The sequence below is a fragment of the Domibacillus antri genome (assembly GCF_001936625.1).
In the GTDB taxonomy this organism is placed as follows: Bacteria; Bacillota; Bacilli; order Bacillales; family Domibacillaceae; genus Domibacillus; species Domibacillus antri.
This window is the reverse complement of the sequence record NZ_MSDU01000011.1, coordinates 1-15136: the sequence shown is the minus strand read 5'-3', so window position 1 is coordinate 15136 and position 15136 is coordinate 1. Positions and strand designations below refer to the sequence as shown.

General features: G+C 45.8%; 15 protein-coding genes. 10 read left to right on the top strand and 5 right to left on the bottom strand.

Annotated elements, in window-relative coordinates:
• Positions 1-10: 10 nt before the first annotated feature.
• Positions 11-433: a coiled-coil domain-containing protein gene (locus tag BTO30_RS06795; protein ID WP_075397971.1), complete on the top strand. Its 423-nt coding sequence runs from the start codon at positions 11-13 to the stop codon at positions 431-433.
• A 137-nt stretch (positions 434-570) separates the two neighbouring features.
• The gene (locus BTO30_RS06790) at positions 571-1332 is read left to right on the top strand and encodes an alpha/beta hydrolase (protein ID WP_075397970.1); all 762 of its coding nucleotides are present in this window, start codon (positions 571-573) and stop codon (positions 1330-1332) included.
• Positions 1333-1617: 285 nt separating this feature from the next.
• Here BTO30_RS06790 and BTO30_RS06785 read toward each other — a convergent pair whose 3' ends face one another.
• Genes BTO30_RS06785 through argC form a run of 3 tightly spaced genes read right to left on the bottom strand, consistent with a single transcriptional unit; the run spans position 1618 to position 4577 of the window.
• Positions 1618-2763: an acetylornithine transaminase gene (locus tag BTO30_RS06785; protein ID WP_075397969.1), complete on the bottom strand. Its 1146-nt coding sequence runs from the start codon at positions 2761-2763 to the stop codon at positions 1618-1620.
• The gene (gene argB, locus BTO30_RS06780) at positions 2760-3527 is read right to left on the bottom strand and encodes an acetylglutamate kinase (RefSeq protein WP_075397968.1); all 768 of its coding nucleotides are present in this window, start codon (positions 3525-3527) and stop codon (positions 2760-2762) included. The genes BTO30_RS06785 and argB overlap by 4 nt, the downstream gene beginning before the upstream one ends.
• Positions 3528-3539: 12 nt before the next feature.
• Positions 3540-4577 (bottom strand): N-acetyl-gamma-glutamyl-phosphate reductase, encoded by a 1038-nt coding sequence (argC, locus tag BTO30_RS06775; protein ID WP_075397967.1) that lies wholly within the window; start codon positions 4575-4577, stop codon positions 3540-3542.
• 167 nt (positions 4578-4744) lie between these two features.
• Here argC and BTO30_RS06770 point away from each other — a divergent pair, with 167 nt between their 5' ends.
• From BTO30_RS06770 to BTO30_RS06745, 6 genes are all read left to right on the top strand, one after another.
• Entirely contained in the window at positions 4745-5308 is a 564-nt protein-coding gene (locus tag BTO30_RS06770; RefSeq protein ID WP_075397966.1) for a thioredoxin family protein, read from the top strand.
• 22 nt (positions 5309-5330) lie between these two features.
• A complete protein-coding gene (locus tag BTO30_RS06765) occupies positions 5331-6248 on the top strand; it encodes a diacylglycerol kinase (RefSeq protein ID WP_075398009.1) in 918 nt (305 codons plus the stop codon).
• A 107-nt stretch (positions 6249-6355) separates the two neighbouring features.
• Entirely contained in the window at positions 6356-6784 is a 429-nt protein-coding gene (locus BTO30_RS06760) for a MarR family winged helix-turn-helix transcriptional regulator (RefSeq protein ID WP_075397965.1), read from the top strand.
• On the top strand, positions 6777-7964 hold the full coding sequence (locus BTO30_RS06755; protein WP_075397964.1) for an MFS transporter: 1188 nt from the start codon (positions 6777-6779) through the stop codon (positions 7962-7964). Before BTO30_RS06760 ends, BTO30_RS06755 begins: the two co-directional genes overlap by 8 nt.
• A gap of 63 nt (positions 7965-8027) precedes the next feature.
• Positions 8028-9758, top strand: a complete 1731-nt coding sequence (locus BTO30_RS06750) for an ABC transporter ATP-binding protein (protein ID WP_075397963.1) — start codon at positions 8028-8030, stop codon at positions 9756-9758.
• Positions 9739-11475, top strand: a complete 1737-nt coding sequence (locus BTO30_RS06745; RefSeq protein ID WP_083632328.1) for an ABC transporter ATP-binding protein — start codon at positions 9739-9741, stop codon at positions 11473-11475. The genes BTO30_RS06750 and BTO30_RS06745 overlap by 20 nt, the downstream gene beginning before the upstream one ends.
• A gap of 195 nt (positions 11476-11670) precedes the next feature.
• Here BTO30_RS06745 and BTO30_RS06740 read toward each other — a convergent pair whose 3' ends face one another.
• The gene (locus BTO30_RS06740; protein WP_075397961.1) at positions 11671-12090 is read right to left on the bottom strand and encodes a pyridoxamine 5'-phosphate oxidase family protein; all 420 of its coding nucleotides are present in this window, start codon (positions 12088-12090) and stop codon (positions 11671-11673) included.
• Between the two features lie 398 nt (positions 12091-12488).
• Between BTO30_RS06740 and BTO30_RS06730 the strand changes: the two genes are divergently transcribed.
• Positions 12489-12818, top strand: a complete 330-nt coding sequence (locus BTO30_RS06730) for a DUF2085 domain-containing protein (RefSeq protein ID WP_245796369.1) — start codon at positions 12489-12491, stop codon at positions 12816-12818.
• Here BTO30_RS06730 and BTO30_RS06725 read toward each other — a convergent pair.
• Positions 12804-13574: a TSUP family transporter gene (locus BTO30_RS06725; RefSeq protein WP_075397958.1), complete on the bottom strand. Its 771-nt coding sequence runs from the start codon at positions 13572-13574 to the stop codon at positions 12804-12806. The genes BTO30_RS06730 and BTO30_RS06725 overlap by 15 nt on opposite strands.
• Before the next feature lie 197 nt (positions 13575-13771).
• On the opposite strand from BTO30_RS06725, the gene rlmD reads away from it, so the two are divergent.
• Complete coding sequence (rlmD, locus tag BTO30_RS06720; protein ID WP_245796367.1) at positions 13772-15133, top strand: 23S rRNA (uracil(1939)-C(5))-methyltransferase RlmD; 1362 nt, start codon at positions 13772-13774, stop codon at positions 15131-15133.
• Positions 15134-15136: the final 3 nt, after the last annotated feature.

Sequence of the window (15136 nt, the reverse complement as noted above, 5' to 3'; positions counted from 1 at the left end):
ACGTGAAAAAATGGACGTGCAGGAAAGACTGCTTCGTGAAATTTTGTCAAAAATGGATGGAATGCAGCAGGACATTACCGGGCTCAAACAGGAAGTTACTGGCCTTAAACAGGAAGTTACTGGCCTTAAACAGGATGTAGCAGAGTTGAAACAGGATGTAGCAGTGTTAAAAGAAGACGTCGCTAATCTGAACCGACGGGTAACAGCGATAGAAAAGCAGACAGAATTAATCCCGGCGATGCAGCAGGCGATTATGGAAACACGTGAGCTTGCGGGAGAAATTGATGAAAAAGTGATGGTGTTGCAGGAGGATTTGGCGGAATTGAAAGAATCACGCCAGCAGCATAACGAGCAGCTTCTTCATCAGCAAAAAATGATCGATCTTTTGTCCATCCGGACGATGGAGCACGAAGCGAAATTAAAATGGGCATAAATAAAAAATGAAGCTGCCAGATTATCAGGCAGTCCTTTTTTATGGTTAATTCCAACTTGACTTATCGGAAAAGATATATTAAATTGAATATAACCTATAAAAATAATCGGAATTAAACAAAGATGGAGGATATGATCATGAGAGAAGAGTATGCAGTTATGCCGGGAGCGGAGTCATTTTATCTTGAAGGAAACGATATTGGAATCGTGCTTTCACACGGATTTATCGGTACGCCGCAAAGTGTCCGCGACGTGGCAGAAGCGCTGCATGCACGAGGTTTTTCTGTTATTGCGCCGCGCTTAAAAGGGCACGGGACTCATCCGGAAGATATGGAACGCTGCACGCATGAAGACTGGTATGAAAGCTACTCGCGCGCTTATCGTTTTCTGAAAAAACGAAACAAGCGTATTTTCTTAATGGGTCAGTCAATGGGCGGTACATTGACGCTGAAATTTGCCGCTGAGCATCCCAATATTGAAGGCATTATCACGATCAATGCTGCATTGACGCTTCAATCACTCGAATATTTGCAAAACGATCCGGCACCGCGTTTCATTGAAGAAGGCGCGCCGGATATTAAAAAAGAACATGTTTATGAAATTACGTATGAAAAAGCACCGGTTCAATCCATTCGGGAGCTGCAAAAGCTGATGAAGCAGGTACCGGCCCTTTTACATCGTATTCATGTGCCGGCTTTATGCATCAAATCAGCCGTTGATCATGTTGTGCCGCCTGAAAATACATCGTTCATTTATCAGTCTATTTCATCACGGCATAAACAAATGGTGACATTGCCGAACTCGTATCATGTGGCTACAATGGACCACGATCAGCACACCATTGTCAGCGCAGCGGCTGATTTCGTCCTGGATCAAATTCGTTCAAAAGCAGCCGTTTAACGTGAAAAGGGGATGTCTTAAAAATTTAAATAAGACAAGCCCCCCTTTTTATTTGTATGGCTGTGTTTCCTGATATTAGGATTATTTCCAGTAATCCGGTCCGAATTCCCGTTAATTCGGCCTTCACGACTCCGAATCCGGCTTTCATCTCGATGAATCTGCCTAAACGGCTCACAATCCGGCTTTCCTCCATACTTGTGGACAGGAATTGTAAATGTTAAATAGTAAGAATTGAATAAAACAAAAACCGCCATGAAAAAGAGTTTTCAGGCGGTTTTTATGTGATTATGCTTTTTCTTTTAATACAGCCGCAATAATTTGAACGGCTTTTTCCAGTTCATCATCTGTAACATTTAAAGGAGGAAGCAGGCGGATGACGTGTGTGCCGGCTGTTAAAATGAGCAGGTCGTGTTCACGTGCTTTTGTGACAAATGGTCCGGCTTCTTCTGTCAGCTCGATCCCGGTCATTAAGCCTTTTCCTTTTAACTGCTTTACAGAATCAATGCCGTCAAGAGCTTCTGATAACAAAGTGTGCAATTTTTCACCTTTTGCGGTGACAGCTGCAAGGAATGCTTCATCGAAAATCGTATTTAATGTTTCTTTTGCCGCTGCCAGCGCAACTGGATTTCCACCGAATGTCGAGCCGTGTGAACCGGCTGAAAAGGCTTCTGATAAAGCCGCTTTTCCGACAATCGCACCGAGCGGGAAGCCGTTGGCAATCCCTTTTGCAACAGAAATAATATCCGGATCAAGTCCGATATGCTGGAAGGCAAATGGTTTGCCTGTCCGGCCGATCCCTGTCTGGATTTCATCAATAATAACAAGAGAGCCATTATCGTGTGCTAATTGTTCAACTTCCTTCAAAAAGTCCGCACTGCCTTCATTGATGCCGCCTTCACCTTGAATGACTTCAAACATCACCGCAGCCGTATTTTCATCGAGCGCTGCTTTCAATCCATCCAGATCGTTCAATTTTACATATTCGAACGTTTCAAGCATTGGGCCAAAGCCTGTTTTAATTTTGTCCTGCCCGGTGGCTGCCATTGTCGCAAATGTGCGGCCGTGGAAGGAATCGATAAATGTAATGACTTTTGTGCGGCCTGTTGATTTACGTGCCAGTTTAATCGCCGCTTCATTGGCTTCAGCGCCGCTGTTTCCAAAAAAGACAAGATCGAGACCTGATGCATCTGTCAGCTGTTTGGCCACTTCTTCCTGTAATTCGATTTGGAATAAATTAGATGTATGCCAAAATTTTTCGAGCTGGTCTTCAACCGCTTTTTTTACGTTTCCCGGCGCGTGTCCGAGGTTGCACACGCTGATGCCCGATGTGAAATCAAGGTATTCTTTACCGTCTTTTGCCGTAAGATACGCACCTTTCGCTTTCACCGGCGTTACATCCCAGCGCGCGTATGTAGGGAATAAATGACTCACTTTGCTGCCTCCTCTTTATTAAATTGCGTTCCGTACCACTTGCCGTCTTCATAAAAAGGCTTTTTACCGGATACAATGTGTACATGTCCGCAGCTTTCAAGAGCTTTTAGGGCGGTGTTCACTTTTGGAATCATGCCGCCGCTAATGACGCCTGTTTCAATTAACCTCTCTGTCTCCGCACCGGTTAAAACCGTAACAAGTTTTCCATCGTTTAGTACGCCATCAACATCCGTCACCATTAGTAAATGGTCAGCCGCAAGTGAATAAGCTGCCGCGCCTGCCGCATGATCGGCATTAACATTTAATACGGTTCCGTTCGGCCCTTTGGCAATCGGGGTTAAAACGGGAAGTAGGCCTGTTTGTAAAATCGTTTCCAAAACGGATTTATTCACAGATGTGACATCGCCGACATAACCGAGTTCTTCCTCGTTGATAAAATCTGCTTCGAGAATGCCTTGATCGCTTGACTGAAGGCCGATAGCCGCAATGCCATGCGCTTCAAGAAGGCGGACGAGCTTCCGGTTCATGCTGCCGGATAAGACAAGCTCCGCCGCTTCCAGCACTTCCTTTGAGGTCACACGCAATCCGTTTTTAAACTCGCTTTGCACGTTCATTTTTTCCAGCATGGCGTTAATTTCCGGACCGCCGCCGTGAACAAAGACGATCTTATATCCATCTGCGAGCAATGCTTTCATGCTGTCAAAAAAGCTTTCCGACAGCTCTTTCAGCACGCTTCCGCCGCATTTTACGACTACTGTTTTCATATCAACAACTCCTTATGGGTACATCGGGAAGCCTTTGAGTCCCGATGTTTCGTCAAATCCAAACATAATATTCGCATTTTGAATGGCTTGTCCCGCCGCACCTTTAACGAGGTTATCGATCACGGACACAATCACGAGGCGGTTTGTGCGAGTATCGACATCAACCGAAATATCACAATAGTTCGAGCCGGCGACTTCTTTAATGCCGGGGAACTGTTTTGATGGACGAACACGGACGAATGGATCGTTTTTATACGTTTCGGTGTATAGAGCATGGACATCATCTGTTGTCATCTCTTTTGCCAGCGGCGCATACATCGTCGCCATGATTCCGCGTGATACAGGAAGAAGGTGTGTCGAAAAAGTAATGGGTGCCGTTTCATCATTCCACCACGTTAATTGCTGTTCAATCTCTGGAATGTGCTGATGTTCGTTTACTTTATAAATACGGAAGTTATCATTCATTTCCGCAAAGTGAACAATCGGTGATAGACCGCGGCCGGCACCGGATACACCGGATTTTGCATCAATAATAATATTTTTTACATCAATGATCTTATTTTTCACTGCCGGAGCAAGGCCTAAAAGAGCGGCTGTCGGATAGCACCCCGGATTGGACAGCACTTTCGCCGTCTTCACATTTTCGCGGTTCCATTCGGTCAATCCGTATACAGCATCTGAAACAAAGGCTTTATCTGCCGGTTCTTTTTTGTACCATTTTTTGTAATCCTCTGTTTCTTTTAAACGAAGATCCCCGGATAAATCGACGACTTTCGCATGTCCGCCAGCGAGTTGCGGCGCAAGTGAAGCGGCAGCGCCGGATGGGACTGCTAAAAAAACAACATCGGATGTACTTTTGATCTCTTCCGCATCAATTTTTGTGAGCGGGAGCGGACAAATTTCTGCAAGGTGCGGATATTCTTCTGTGACCGGAACACCGTCTTTACTGGAAGAATAGACAGCGTGCAATTCAAAGTCAGGGTGATTGGATAAAAGACGTATAAGTTCAATGCCGCCGTATCCGGAAGCACCGATAACGGATGCTTTCATATAAAAACTCCTTTGTATTTTTATTTATATTTATTTATAATTATTTAAGTATGTCTTTTCATTATAAAATTGCTTCCTCTTTAAATCAACCGATTTTGTCAAATGTGTTGTTTTTGTGCATAATGGAGACAGGGAATGTTTAGAAAATCCGCGACGGAGGAAAAAAGATGGAGTTGCATGAATGGTATGAAAAAGGGCTGACGCCTGATCAATATATAGAAAAGATGACGGATCATAAAGAAAACTTGCTTCATGTGTTGAAAACGTTTCACTTGTCGGGCGAAGAAGTTTCACTTGTGAATAAATTGAGGGAAGCGAATTGGCGTGTCATGGTTATTACGGAAGACTGGTGCAGCGACGCGATGATGAATGTGCCGCTTTTGCTCACGCTCGCAAAAGCGGCGGATATGGACGTTCGTCTGCTTCACCGTGATGACAATCTGGAATTGATGGATCAATACTTAACAAACGGTACTTCACGAGCGATTCCCATTTTTATTTTCATGAATGAAGAAGGCGAAGAGCAGGCTGTTTGGGGACCGCGTGCGCCGGCAGTACAGGAAATGGTCACAAATTATCGTTCGTCTTTGCCGCCGCGTGATCACGCTGACTTTGATGAAAAAAGCCGTGAGATGATTACCAGGCTGACAGAAACGTACCGGACAGATGAGACGCTTTGGCAGGAAGTGTACCGCAGTTTGAAAACAACGATTGCGGAACGATTATATTAATAGAAGAAAGACTGGGATAATGATGACGAAAAGAGCACGAATTATTTACAATCCAACATCGGGCCGCGAGCTTTTCCGCAAACATTTGCCGGAAGCGCTGGAAAAATTGGAGCGGGCCGGCTATGAAACGTCCGCACATGCGACAACCGGTGAGGGTGATGCAACCAATGCAGCACGAATCGCCGTAGAACGCGGGTTTGATGTGGTGATTGCGGCTGGAGGCGACGGCACGTTAAATGAAGTGGTGAACGGTCTGGCGGGCCATGCACACCGCCCGAAATTTGGCGTTATTCCGATGGGGACGACGAATGATTTTGCGCGTGCGCTGCACATCCCCCGCGATATACAGGGAGCAGTCGACGTGATTACAGCAGGAGAGACGATCCCGGTTGATGTCGGCCGGATGAATGACCGTTATTTTATCAATATCGCAGGCGGGGGCCGCTTGACGGAGCTGACATATGAAGTGCCAAGCAAACTGAAAACGATGCTTGGCCAGCTTGCCTATTATTTAAAAGGCATTGAAATGCTGCCGTCCATTAAACCAACCGATGTGACGATTGAGTATGATGGTCATTTATTTGAAGGAGAGTCCCTTCTTTTTTTAATCGGTCTGACGAATTCTGTCGGGGGCTTTGAAAAGCTTGCACCTGATTCATCCGTCAATGACGGATTGTTTACGCTCATCATTTTGAAAAAAACAAATCTGGCTGAATTTATCCGCATTGCCGGACTGGCGCTGCGGGGCGAGCATTTAAACGATCCGCACGTTATTTATACAAAAGCAAAGCGGATTAAAGTGTCTTCCAATCATCAAATGCTTATCAATCTGGACGGTGAGCTTGGCGGAGAGATCCCGGCGGACTTTGAAAATTTATACCGCCATCTGGATGTTTTTGCACCAATTGAAAAACTGCGCCCGCAGGACCGGATTTATTAACGGGGAGCTGTCTCGGATGACGAGGCAGCTTTTTTGATGCGGAAAAGTCTTTCGTATTTCGAAAAGTATGATAGAATAGTTACCTAAGTAACTAATAGGAGGCATTTATGGCGACGCATGAGCTGTTTCATACCATTTACCAATTGTCTCGTGAACTGACGAAACAGACGAACCAAACACTTCAGTCGTTCGGACTTTACAGCGCACAATGGGCTGTTTTATTTGTTTTAAAGGAAAAAGGAAGCATGCCACAGTCCGATTTATGTGAATATTTGGCGGTGGAAGCCCCGCCGATGACACGGACGATTCAGCGGCTCATGAAGCAAGACTACGTGCAGCAGAAGCCGGGCGCTGATAAACGTGTAAAAATGATCGAATTGACCGAAAAAGCAAAAAAAGCATATCCGGAATGGGAGCAGGCAGTGCTTTCAATGAATGAACGGCTGCTTGCCGGCGTGCCGGATGAACAGCGCATGGTGATGAAGACCATGCTTGCATCATGGCTTGTCACATTGAAAGGAGTTTCACATGAGTAAACCAGCTTTATGGACAAAAGATTTTATTGGAATTGCCTTAACGAATTTTTTCTTATTTATGACGTTTTATTTTTTACTCGTTACACTGCCGGTGTATGTTTTAAATGAACTGAACGGTTCAGAAACAGAAGCGGGACTGGCGACAACGGTCTTTTTAATTTCAGCGATTCTTATTCGATTTGTTTCCGGACAGTGGGTCGAACATTTCGGACAAAAAAGAGTACTTATTGCTTCACTTGTTCTTTTTCTTGCGGCCTCCACATTGTATCCGTTTATGAACGGGCTGGCTGCATTGCTCATTCTTCGCTTTTTTCACGGCATTGGATTTGGTATGGCGACAACCGCGGCAGGTGCAGTCGTCGCGAATATAATCCTGAATTCACGCCGCGGAGAAGGAATGGGTTACTATGTTATGTCGATGAATCTCGCCATGGCCATCGGACCATTTGCCGGTCTGGCGATCATGAACGAATGGGGCATCAAAACAGGATTTCTCGTCTGTATCATGATCGCAGCCGTTTCCTTATTGATCGGCCTTTCTTTGAAAAAAGACGAAGTCATTCAGCCGCCATCAGGTGAACGATTCAAATTGAATGTAAGCCCCGGTCATTTAATTGAAAAATCGGCCCTCCCGATTGCGTTAACGGGGCTCTTTTTTGCGATTGTGTATTCAGCGATTTTATCGTTCGTTTCCGTTTATGCAGAAGAGCTGCATCTGGGATCAGCCGCCGGCTATTTTTTCGTCGTATATGCCATTGTCATCGTGCTGTCACGTCCATTTACGGGGCGCTGGTTTGATCAATACGGGGCGAATGTCATCATCTATCCATCGATTGCGCTTTTTGCAGCCGGCTTGCTTGTTCTCAGCGAGGCAGGAGGAGCCGCGCTTTATTTAATCGCGGCTGGCGTCATCGGACTCGGATGGGGCACGCTCTTTCCCGGCTTTCAGACCATTGCAATTTCGAGAGCGCGTCCGGAGAAAAAAGCATTGGCGACCGCTACGTTTTTATCCCTTTTCGATTTCGGGATTGGATTTGGTTCGTTTGTAGTCGGTGCTGCGGCAGCAGGGCTTGGCTTTAAGACATTGTACGCTGTGTGTGCTGTATATGTCCTGGCTGGTATCATTGTTTATTATTTTGTACAGAAAACTGGAAAACAACCGGAAAGTTCGCCTCTTTAGACAGGCGAACTTTTTCTTTATTTGCTACACTGTAAATAAGAAAAACTGGAAGAAGGAATACAAATGAATGGAGTGCTTTCATTATTAAAGCCGTATCGGTTGAAAATGGCGGCAGCGTGGGGGCTCATGCTGCTGGAGCTTGCGGTCGAATTGATCCTGCCTATTTTGATGGCGAAAATGATTGATGACGGAATCGTGGCGGGGGACCTTGACGCGGTTATCCGATGTGGAGCAGTGATGATCGCCCTTTCGCTTTTTGCATTTGCGGCCGGCATCACAAACTCGTTTATTGCGGCCCGGATCGGCCAAAACTACGGGTTCGATATACGGAAAAAATTAATTGAAAAAGTACAGTCTTTTTCTTTTGCCCAATACGGCCATTTTGACACGTCTACACTTATTACCCGTATGACCAACGACGTGACGCAGCTGCAAAATGCCGTTTTTATGAGCTTGCGGATTATGATGCGCGCACCGCTTTTGATTATTTTTGGAACAGCAATGGCCGTTTACGTTCATTTCGGCTTGTCGCTTGTTTTACTTGTCACGGTGCCGATCATGACGGTGTTTATGCTGTTCATGATGAGGCGGGGGGCAGGCATGTTTCAGCAAGTGCAAAAGAAACTCGACAAAGTCAATAGTGTCATGCGCGAAAATTTAACCGGCATCCGTTTAATTAAAGCATTTGTCCGGCACGATCATGAAAAAGCACGGTTTCAACAAGCAGGAATGGCACTAATGGATGAAACGATTCGGGTGATCCGCACCTTTGAAAGCATTGTCCCTATTTTGCTGCTGGTTATGAATGGAAGCCTTCTCTTCATTCTATGGTTCGGGTTTGTTGAAATGCAAAGTGGAAATGCGACAACCGGCGAAATTGTTGCGATTATTAACTATGCGGCCCGAATCATTATCTCCTTGTCGATTCTCACCTTCATTACGATTGCATTTGCACGCGGAAAAGCGTCAGCCGGGCGGATTGATGAAGTACTGCAGATGGAAGAGGAAAAGCTGAAGCCGATGACGGAAACATATCCGGAAAATGGGGATATTGTCTTTGAAAATGTCACATTCACGTATCCGGGCGGCACGGCACCTGTTTTAAACAGGCTGTCAATGACCGTGAAGCGTGGTGAAATAGCGGCTATTCTTGGTGAGACAGGGGCGGGAAAGTCGGCGCTGTTGTCACTTATTCCGCGGTTATATGAACCGGATTCCGGTGTTTTGTCCATTGGCGGGCGTGAAATCAGCGGAATGGACATGGATTCGCTCCGGCGTAAAATTGGTTTTGTGCCGCAGGAGTCTCATCTCTTTACCGGCTCCATTTTAGAAAATATTCGCTGGGGCAAAAAGGAGGCGACGGAGGAGGAAGTGGTGGAAGCAGCACGGAAAGCGCAGATTCACGATACAATCACGTCGCTTCCAGAAGGATACAAAACAGTGATTGGTCAGAAGGGTGTCACGTTATCGGGTGGACAAAAACAGCGATTGTCCATCGCGCGGGCACTTATTCGCAAGCCGGATATTTTGCTGCTGGATGATAGTACGAGCGCACTTGATGTGAAAACAGAAGCGGCTTTAATTGATGCGATTACAGCAGAAAAATGCACCGTTTTTATTGTCACACAAAAAATTATAACGGCGGAGCTGGCGGATCACATTTTTATGATTGAAGACGGGAAAGTGGCGGCTTCGGGCACACATGAGCAGCTGGCTGCTGAAAATGGATTATATCAACACCTCATGGAGTCGCAGGGAAGAAAGGAAGAGACGTATGAACAGACACGGCGCTAATCCGAAACCGAAGCCGAAAATTGCCAATATGTCCGGAACATTGAAACGAATCGCCGCTTATTTGTTGAAACGAAAAGGAAAGCTGATCCTAACACTTGTTATGGTTGCGCTCAGTTCGGTTTTAGCGCTGGCAGGGCCGTTACTGACGGGTATTGCTATTGATGACTATATATCGACCGGAGATGGACGAGGTCTTTTATGGCTGCTCGGCGGCCTTGCGCTCGTTTATGTGAGTTATTCAGCCGTTATGTTTTTGCAAAACTACTGGATGGCCGACATTGCACAGAAAACGGTCTATGAGCTGCGTGATGACCTGTTCCGCCATTTTCACAGACTGCCGGTCGCCTTTTTTGATAAGCGGCGGCACGGAGAACTGATGAGCCGCGTGACGAATGATATTGACAACATCAGCAGTACACTGAACAGCACGATTATTCAAGTTGCGTCAGGAGTGCTGACGCTTATCGGGTCCATTGCAGTCATGCTGTATTTAAGTCCGATTTTAACGTTGGTCACATTGTTAATTATTCCGCTTATGTTCGGAGGAATGAAATGGATCACAAGCAGGACGGGACCAAAATTTAAAGAGCAGCAGCGCCATCTTGGCGATTTAAATGGCTTCATTGAAGAAGCGATTTCGAGCCGTCATATCGTGAAAATGTTTTCCCGTGAAGACGAAATGATCGGCGAATTTATGGAGAAAAATGAACGGTTAAGAGAAGCGGGGTACTTGGCGCAAGCCTATTCCGGTTTCATTCCCAAATTGATGAACGTGCTGAACAACACGAGTTTTGCGATGATCGCCCTTGCCGGAGGTGTTCTTGCACTGAACGGCCATGCATCGGTTGGGACGATTGTTATTTTCACGGAATACGCCCGCCAGTTTACAAGGCCGCTGAACGACCTAGCGAACCAGTATAATACCCTTTTGTCCGCTGTAGCGGGGGCAGAGCGTGTATTTGATATTATGGATACGGATGAATCGGTCGATGGTCAGTCAGGTACGCACCATGATCTTTTGGGGGAAGTTGCTTTTCAAAGCGTTTCGTTCTCGTATGAAAAAGGAAAAGAGACGCTTTCCGGTGTTTCATTTAGTGTATCAAAAGGGGATATGATCGCGCTGATCGGACCGACCGGATCGGGGAAAACAACGATTATGAATTTACTGGCACGTTTTTATGAGCCGGACAGTGGAGCGATTTTATTTGACGGCGTCGACAGCCGTGAGATTTCAGGTGCAAGTCTGAGAAGGCAGATGGGATTTGTCCTGCAGGATACCGTGCTGTTTGAAGAGACCGTCATGGAAAACATTCGCTATGGACGCCTTGAAGCAACAGATGAGGAAGTGATTGAAGCGGCCCGGCTTGCCAATGCCCATTCTTTTATTATGAAAATGCCGGCTGGATATGCGGCAAAATTGAGTCAGGACGGTTCTGGCATCAGTCAGGGACAGCGGCAGTTGATCGCGATTGCCCGTGCTATTTTAGCAGATCCGGTTATATTAGTTTTAGACGAGGCGACGAGCAGCATTGATACGATTACCGAACTGCACATTCAGGAAGCGCTCGGCCGGTTGATGGAAGGCCGTACAAGCTTTGTGATTGCCCATCGTCTGAACACTATCAGCCGGGCCGATCAGGTGATTGCTTTGCGCGATGGGAAAATTGAAGCCATTGGCACATATACGGAAGTGGTCGGTGTGGAAATAGCGGAGTGATTTAATGGAAAAAGTTGTCCCGGAAGTGCCGCGCGAAAGCCGGATTATGCACCATTTAGGCCGATATATCCGTTTAAAGGCCGGATTATTAAAAATCCGGCTTTTGCTGCAAGTATTCCGGCCCAAAATCGAAAATCCGGCCAACGAAATAAGAGGGAGATGTCTCAATGAACTTTTGCTGCATCTCCCTCTTATTTATGAAAGTTCCAGCGTTTGCGGCGGTTTATTTGTTTTATTCATTAACCGAATTTGCTCCGGGGTAATTTGCAAAATGAGCATCTTTGGATCCTGCGGGCCGTCAAACCATGGCTCGAGATGCTCATTCCATACTTTTTCCCGCAAGCTTCCATCATCAGATTCGCTGATTTTCCCTTCGATTTCCACGTACGTATCGCCGACGCCATCTCCTTCATATCCAAGCAAAATATGTGTATATGGATTTTGTTCGATGTCTTCCGTTTTATGTGTGTCTTTGCTCGTTACAGTGTAAAGTGTCAAATCATCGTTAAAAAAGGTCATATATCGTGAACGCGGCTTATTGTCGTGAACTGTCGCCATCGTTCCAACCCGGTTTTCTTTCAATATCGTTAAAATCTCATCTTTAAGTTGACTCATTATGATTCATCTCCTTGTGCTACTTACTATTCCTTTTAATGGATTTTTTAAACATGATATGATGAACCAAAAAGGTGGTAAGAGATGATTTTTATTAGTTTTTTTGCAGCGCTAATTTGCATCATAGGAAGTGTTATCGGCTTAACATCAAACCCTACAGAAAACGAACAGATCATCTTGATTATCTGGTTTCTTTTCGGAGTAATGTTATTTGTCTATACGATTTACTGGTACAACAAAAGGCGAAAACAAGGGAAAGAAGACAATTGTACAGATTGTTTATACGTGGACTGTCCGACCCCAGCCATTAATAGAAAAACATTCGACTGTGATCGAGATGGAGACTGCAACTGCGGTCCGGACTGTTCATCATGAAAGATTTCTTGACGTTGCAATTCATGCCATGCCACCGCCGCCGGGAGCGTTCACTTGTTGTTTTCGGCAAACAGTTTCCGTTCTGCTATCGATGCATGTTTTTACTTATCGGCTTATTTTCTGCTGTACCAATGGCATTTTTTTCGCCAATTCTATCATTTATCCCGTCATTATTAGCAGGAGTGGCATTAAATATTCCAATGTTACTGGATGGATTTACAAAAAAGAAGCAGCTGCGTGTAAGCAGTAACCCGCTTCGAATCATCACGGGCTTTTTAGCAGGATTTGGACTTGCGCAATTTACTGTTCGTGTTGCCAATACAGGAGCGGAACTGATCTTACATTGCTTTTAAGTAATCGTATATATTTTTTCCGATGAGTACAATGGTCACGATAATAAAAAGAAGCCGGACGTAAGCAGCGCCGTGTCTGATCGCGAATCTGGAGCCAGCGATTGCGCCGAGAATCATGGCAGCGCCCATTGTCAGTCCGTATCCAATGTGAATCATATCGAGAAATAAAAACATGATCATCGAAGCGATATTACTGCCGAAGTTCAGGAATTTGGCGTTGCCGGCAGACTGAATGAAATCAAAACCAATAAGTAAAAACGCAAATAAAATAAACGATCCGGTGCCCGGACCTAAAAAGCCGTCATAAAAGCCGATTATAAAGATGGCTGCTGCAAACAATGCGGCGTTTTTCCATTGAAGCTGTTTGTAGGTCGATTTGCTGCCCCAGTCTTTTTTGAAAATCGTATAGACTAAGACCACAACGAGCAGCACAAGAACGAGAGGCTTTAAGATTTCAGACGATACAAAATAAACGGTGATGGCACCGAGCAGCGATCCGAAAAAAACGAGCGGAAATAATTTGCCGGTCAGTCGAAAATCTACTTTTCCCGCGCGGATAAAGGCGATTGTACTCGTCAGTGATCCCATTGAGCTGGCCAGCTTATTGGTAGCGATGGCGGCAGAAGGTGGAAGGCCGGCCGACATCAGTGCCGGAATGGAAATTAATCCGCCGCCGCCGACTACGGAATCAATAAAAGCAGCTAAAAAGCCGAAAAAGACTAAATACAAAAGCAGCAAGCCATTTAATTCTTCCATGATAGACACCTTCTTCATAATAGTTATTACTTAAATGTTAACTATTATTTTCCACCGTGTAAACATATTATGGTATACTTGTTAATCGGCTCGGGAAAGAAAATAAGATGGAAACGCGGGTTTCCAAAGAATACGATGAACTTTTTAATTTAGAAAGAGGAGATGTAATTGTGGCAAAGATTCAAGCTCCGGTAAAAATGAAGGATGTTTTAAACGTCACGTTTACCGATTTAACGCATGAAGGAAAAGCGGTGGCGAAAGTGGACGGCTATCCGCTGTTTGTCGAAGGAGCGCTGCCGGATGAAACGGGCGAAATTGAAGTAACGAAATTGAATAAAGGCTACGGATTTGCGAAACTGATCCGATTAAATAAGACAGTGCCCGAACGTCAGGACCCGCCGTGCCCGGTATATGAGGAATGCGGCGGCTGCCAGCTTCAGCACATGACGTACGAAGGCCAGCTGAAAATGAAATATAATCAGGTGCGCAACGTAATGGACCGGATTGCAAAGCTGCCGGACGTGCCGGTTCATCCGGTTCTCGGCATGGAAGAGCCGTGGCGCTACCGGAACAAAGCGCAGGTGCCGGTCGGACTCTCCGGCGGACGCATTGTCGCCGGTTTTTACAAAAAACGGAGCCACGACATCATTGATATGAACGAGTGCTTGATCCAGCACGAAGAGAGCGATGACATCATTCAAAAAGTGAAAGATATTTGCGCCGCGAATGGTGTGATGCCGTATGATGAAAAACGGCACAAAGGCGTACTTCGTCACGTTATGGCGCGGATCGGCTGGCAGACCGGTGAAAAAATGGCGGTATTGATTACAAGAACAGCCGAGTTGCCGAACAAAGAAGCGATTATTAAAGGGATTCAGGACGCGGTGCCAGGCATCACATCAATTGTGCAAAATGTAAACCCCGATAAAACGAATGTCATTTTCGGGAATCAAACGCGGACATTATGGGGAGAAGACGTGATTTACGATACGATCGGCGATGTGAAATTTGCGATTTCCGCCCGCTCGTTTTATCAGGTCAATCCGGTGCAGACAGAAGTGATGTATGGAAAAGCACTTGACTATGCGGAATTGTCCGGCAATGAAACCGTCATTGATGCGTATTGCGGCATCGGAAGCATTTCCCTGTTTCTTGCGAAAAAAGCCAAGAAAGTATACGGCGTTGAAATCGTCCCGCAGGCTATTGAAGACGCAAAGAAAAATGCGGAGCTGAACGGCATCACAAACGCTCATTTCGAAGCAGGCAAAGCGGAAGAAGTCATTCCCGCATGGCATAAGCAAGGCATCCGTCCGGACGTCATCGTCGTCGATCCGCCGCGCAAAGGCTGCGACGAAGCATTGCTACAAACGATCTTGGACATGAAGCCGAAAAAAGTCGTTTATGTTTCCTGCAACCCCGGCACACTTGCCCGTGACTTGCGAACACTCGAAGACGGCGGGTACACCACATGTGAAGTGCAGCCAGTCGATATGTTTCCGCAGACAGTGCATGTAGAGGCTGTGGCAGTGTTAACGTTGACATATGTAACCCCAAAATAAACC

What these genes read in the sequence shown, in the direction of transcription:
- BTO30_RS06765 (WP_075398009.1), top strand. Translation starts at nt 5,331, where the DNA reads ATGACGAAAAGAGCACGAATTATTTACAATCCAACATCGGGCCGCGAG.
- BTO30_RS06750 (WP_075397963.1), top strand. Translation starts at nt 8,028, where the DNA reads ATGAATGGAGTGCTTTCATTATTAAAGCCGTATCGGTTGAAAATGGCG.
- BTO30_RS06795 (WP_075397971.1), top strand. Translation starts at nt 11, where the DNA reads ATGGACGTGCAGGAAAGACTGCTTCGTGAAATTTTGTCAAAAATGGAT.
- BTO30_RS06760 (WP_075397965.1), top strand. Translation starts at nt 6,356, where the DNA reads ATGGCGACGCATGAGCTGTTTCATACCATTTACCAATTGTCTCGTGAA.
- argB (WP_075397968.1), bottom strand. Translation starts at nt 3,527, where the DNA reads ATGAAAACAGTAGTCGTAAAATGCGGCGGAAGCGTGCTGAAAGAGCTG.
- rlmD (WP_245796367.1), top strand. Translation starts at nt 13,772, where the DNA reads ATGAAGGATGTTTTAAACGTCACGTTTACCGATTTAACGCATGAAGGA.
- BTO30_RS06730 (WP_245796369.1), top strand. Translation starts at nt 12,489, where the DNA reads ATGCCATGCCACCGCCGCCGGGAGCGTTCACTTGTTGTTTTCGGCAAA.
- BTO30_RS06790 (WP_075397970.1), top strand. Translation starts at nt 571, where the DNA reads ATGAGAGAAGAGTATGCAGTTATGCCGGGAGCGGAGTCATTTTATCTT.
- BTO30_RS06755 (WP_075397964.1), top strand. Translation starts at nt 6,777, where the DNA reads ATGAGTAAACCAGCTTTATGGACAAAAGATTTTATTGGAATTGCCTTA.
- BTO30_RS06770 (WP_075397966.1), top strand. Translation starts at nt 4,745, where the DNA reads ATGGAGTTGCATGAATGGTATGAAAAAGGGCTGACGCCTGATCAATAT.
- BTO30_RS06745 (WP_083632328.1), top strand. Translation starts at nt 9,739, where the DNA reads ATGAACAGACACGGCGCTAATCCGAAACCGAAGCCGAAAATTGCCAAT.
- argC (WP_075397967.1), bottom strand. Translation starts at nt 4,577, where the DNA reads ATGAAAGCATCCGTTATCGGTGCTTCCGGATACGGCGGCATTGAACTT.
- BTO30_RS06725 (WP_075397958.1), bottom strand. Translation starts at nt 13,574, where the DNA reads ATGGAAGAATTAAATGGCTTGCTGCTTTTGTATTTAGTCTTTTTCGGC.
- BTO30_RS06740 (WP_075397961.1), bottom strand. Translation starts at nt 12,090, where the DNA reads ATGAGTCAACTTAAAGATGAGATTTTAACGATATTGAAAGAAAACCGG.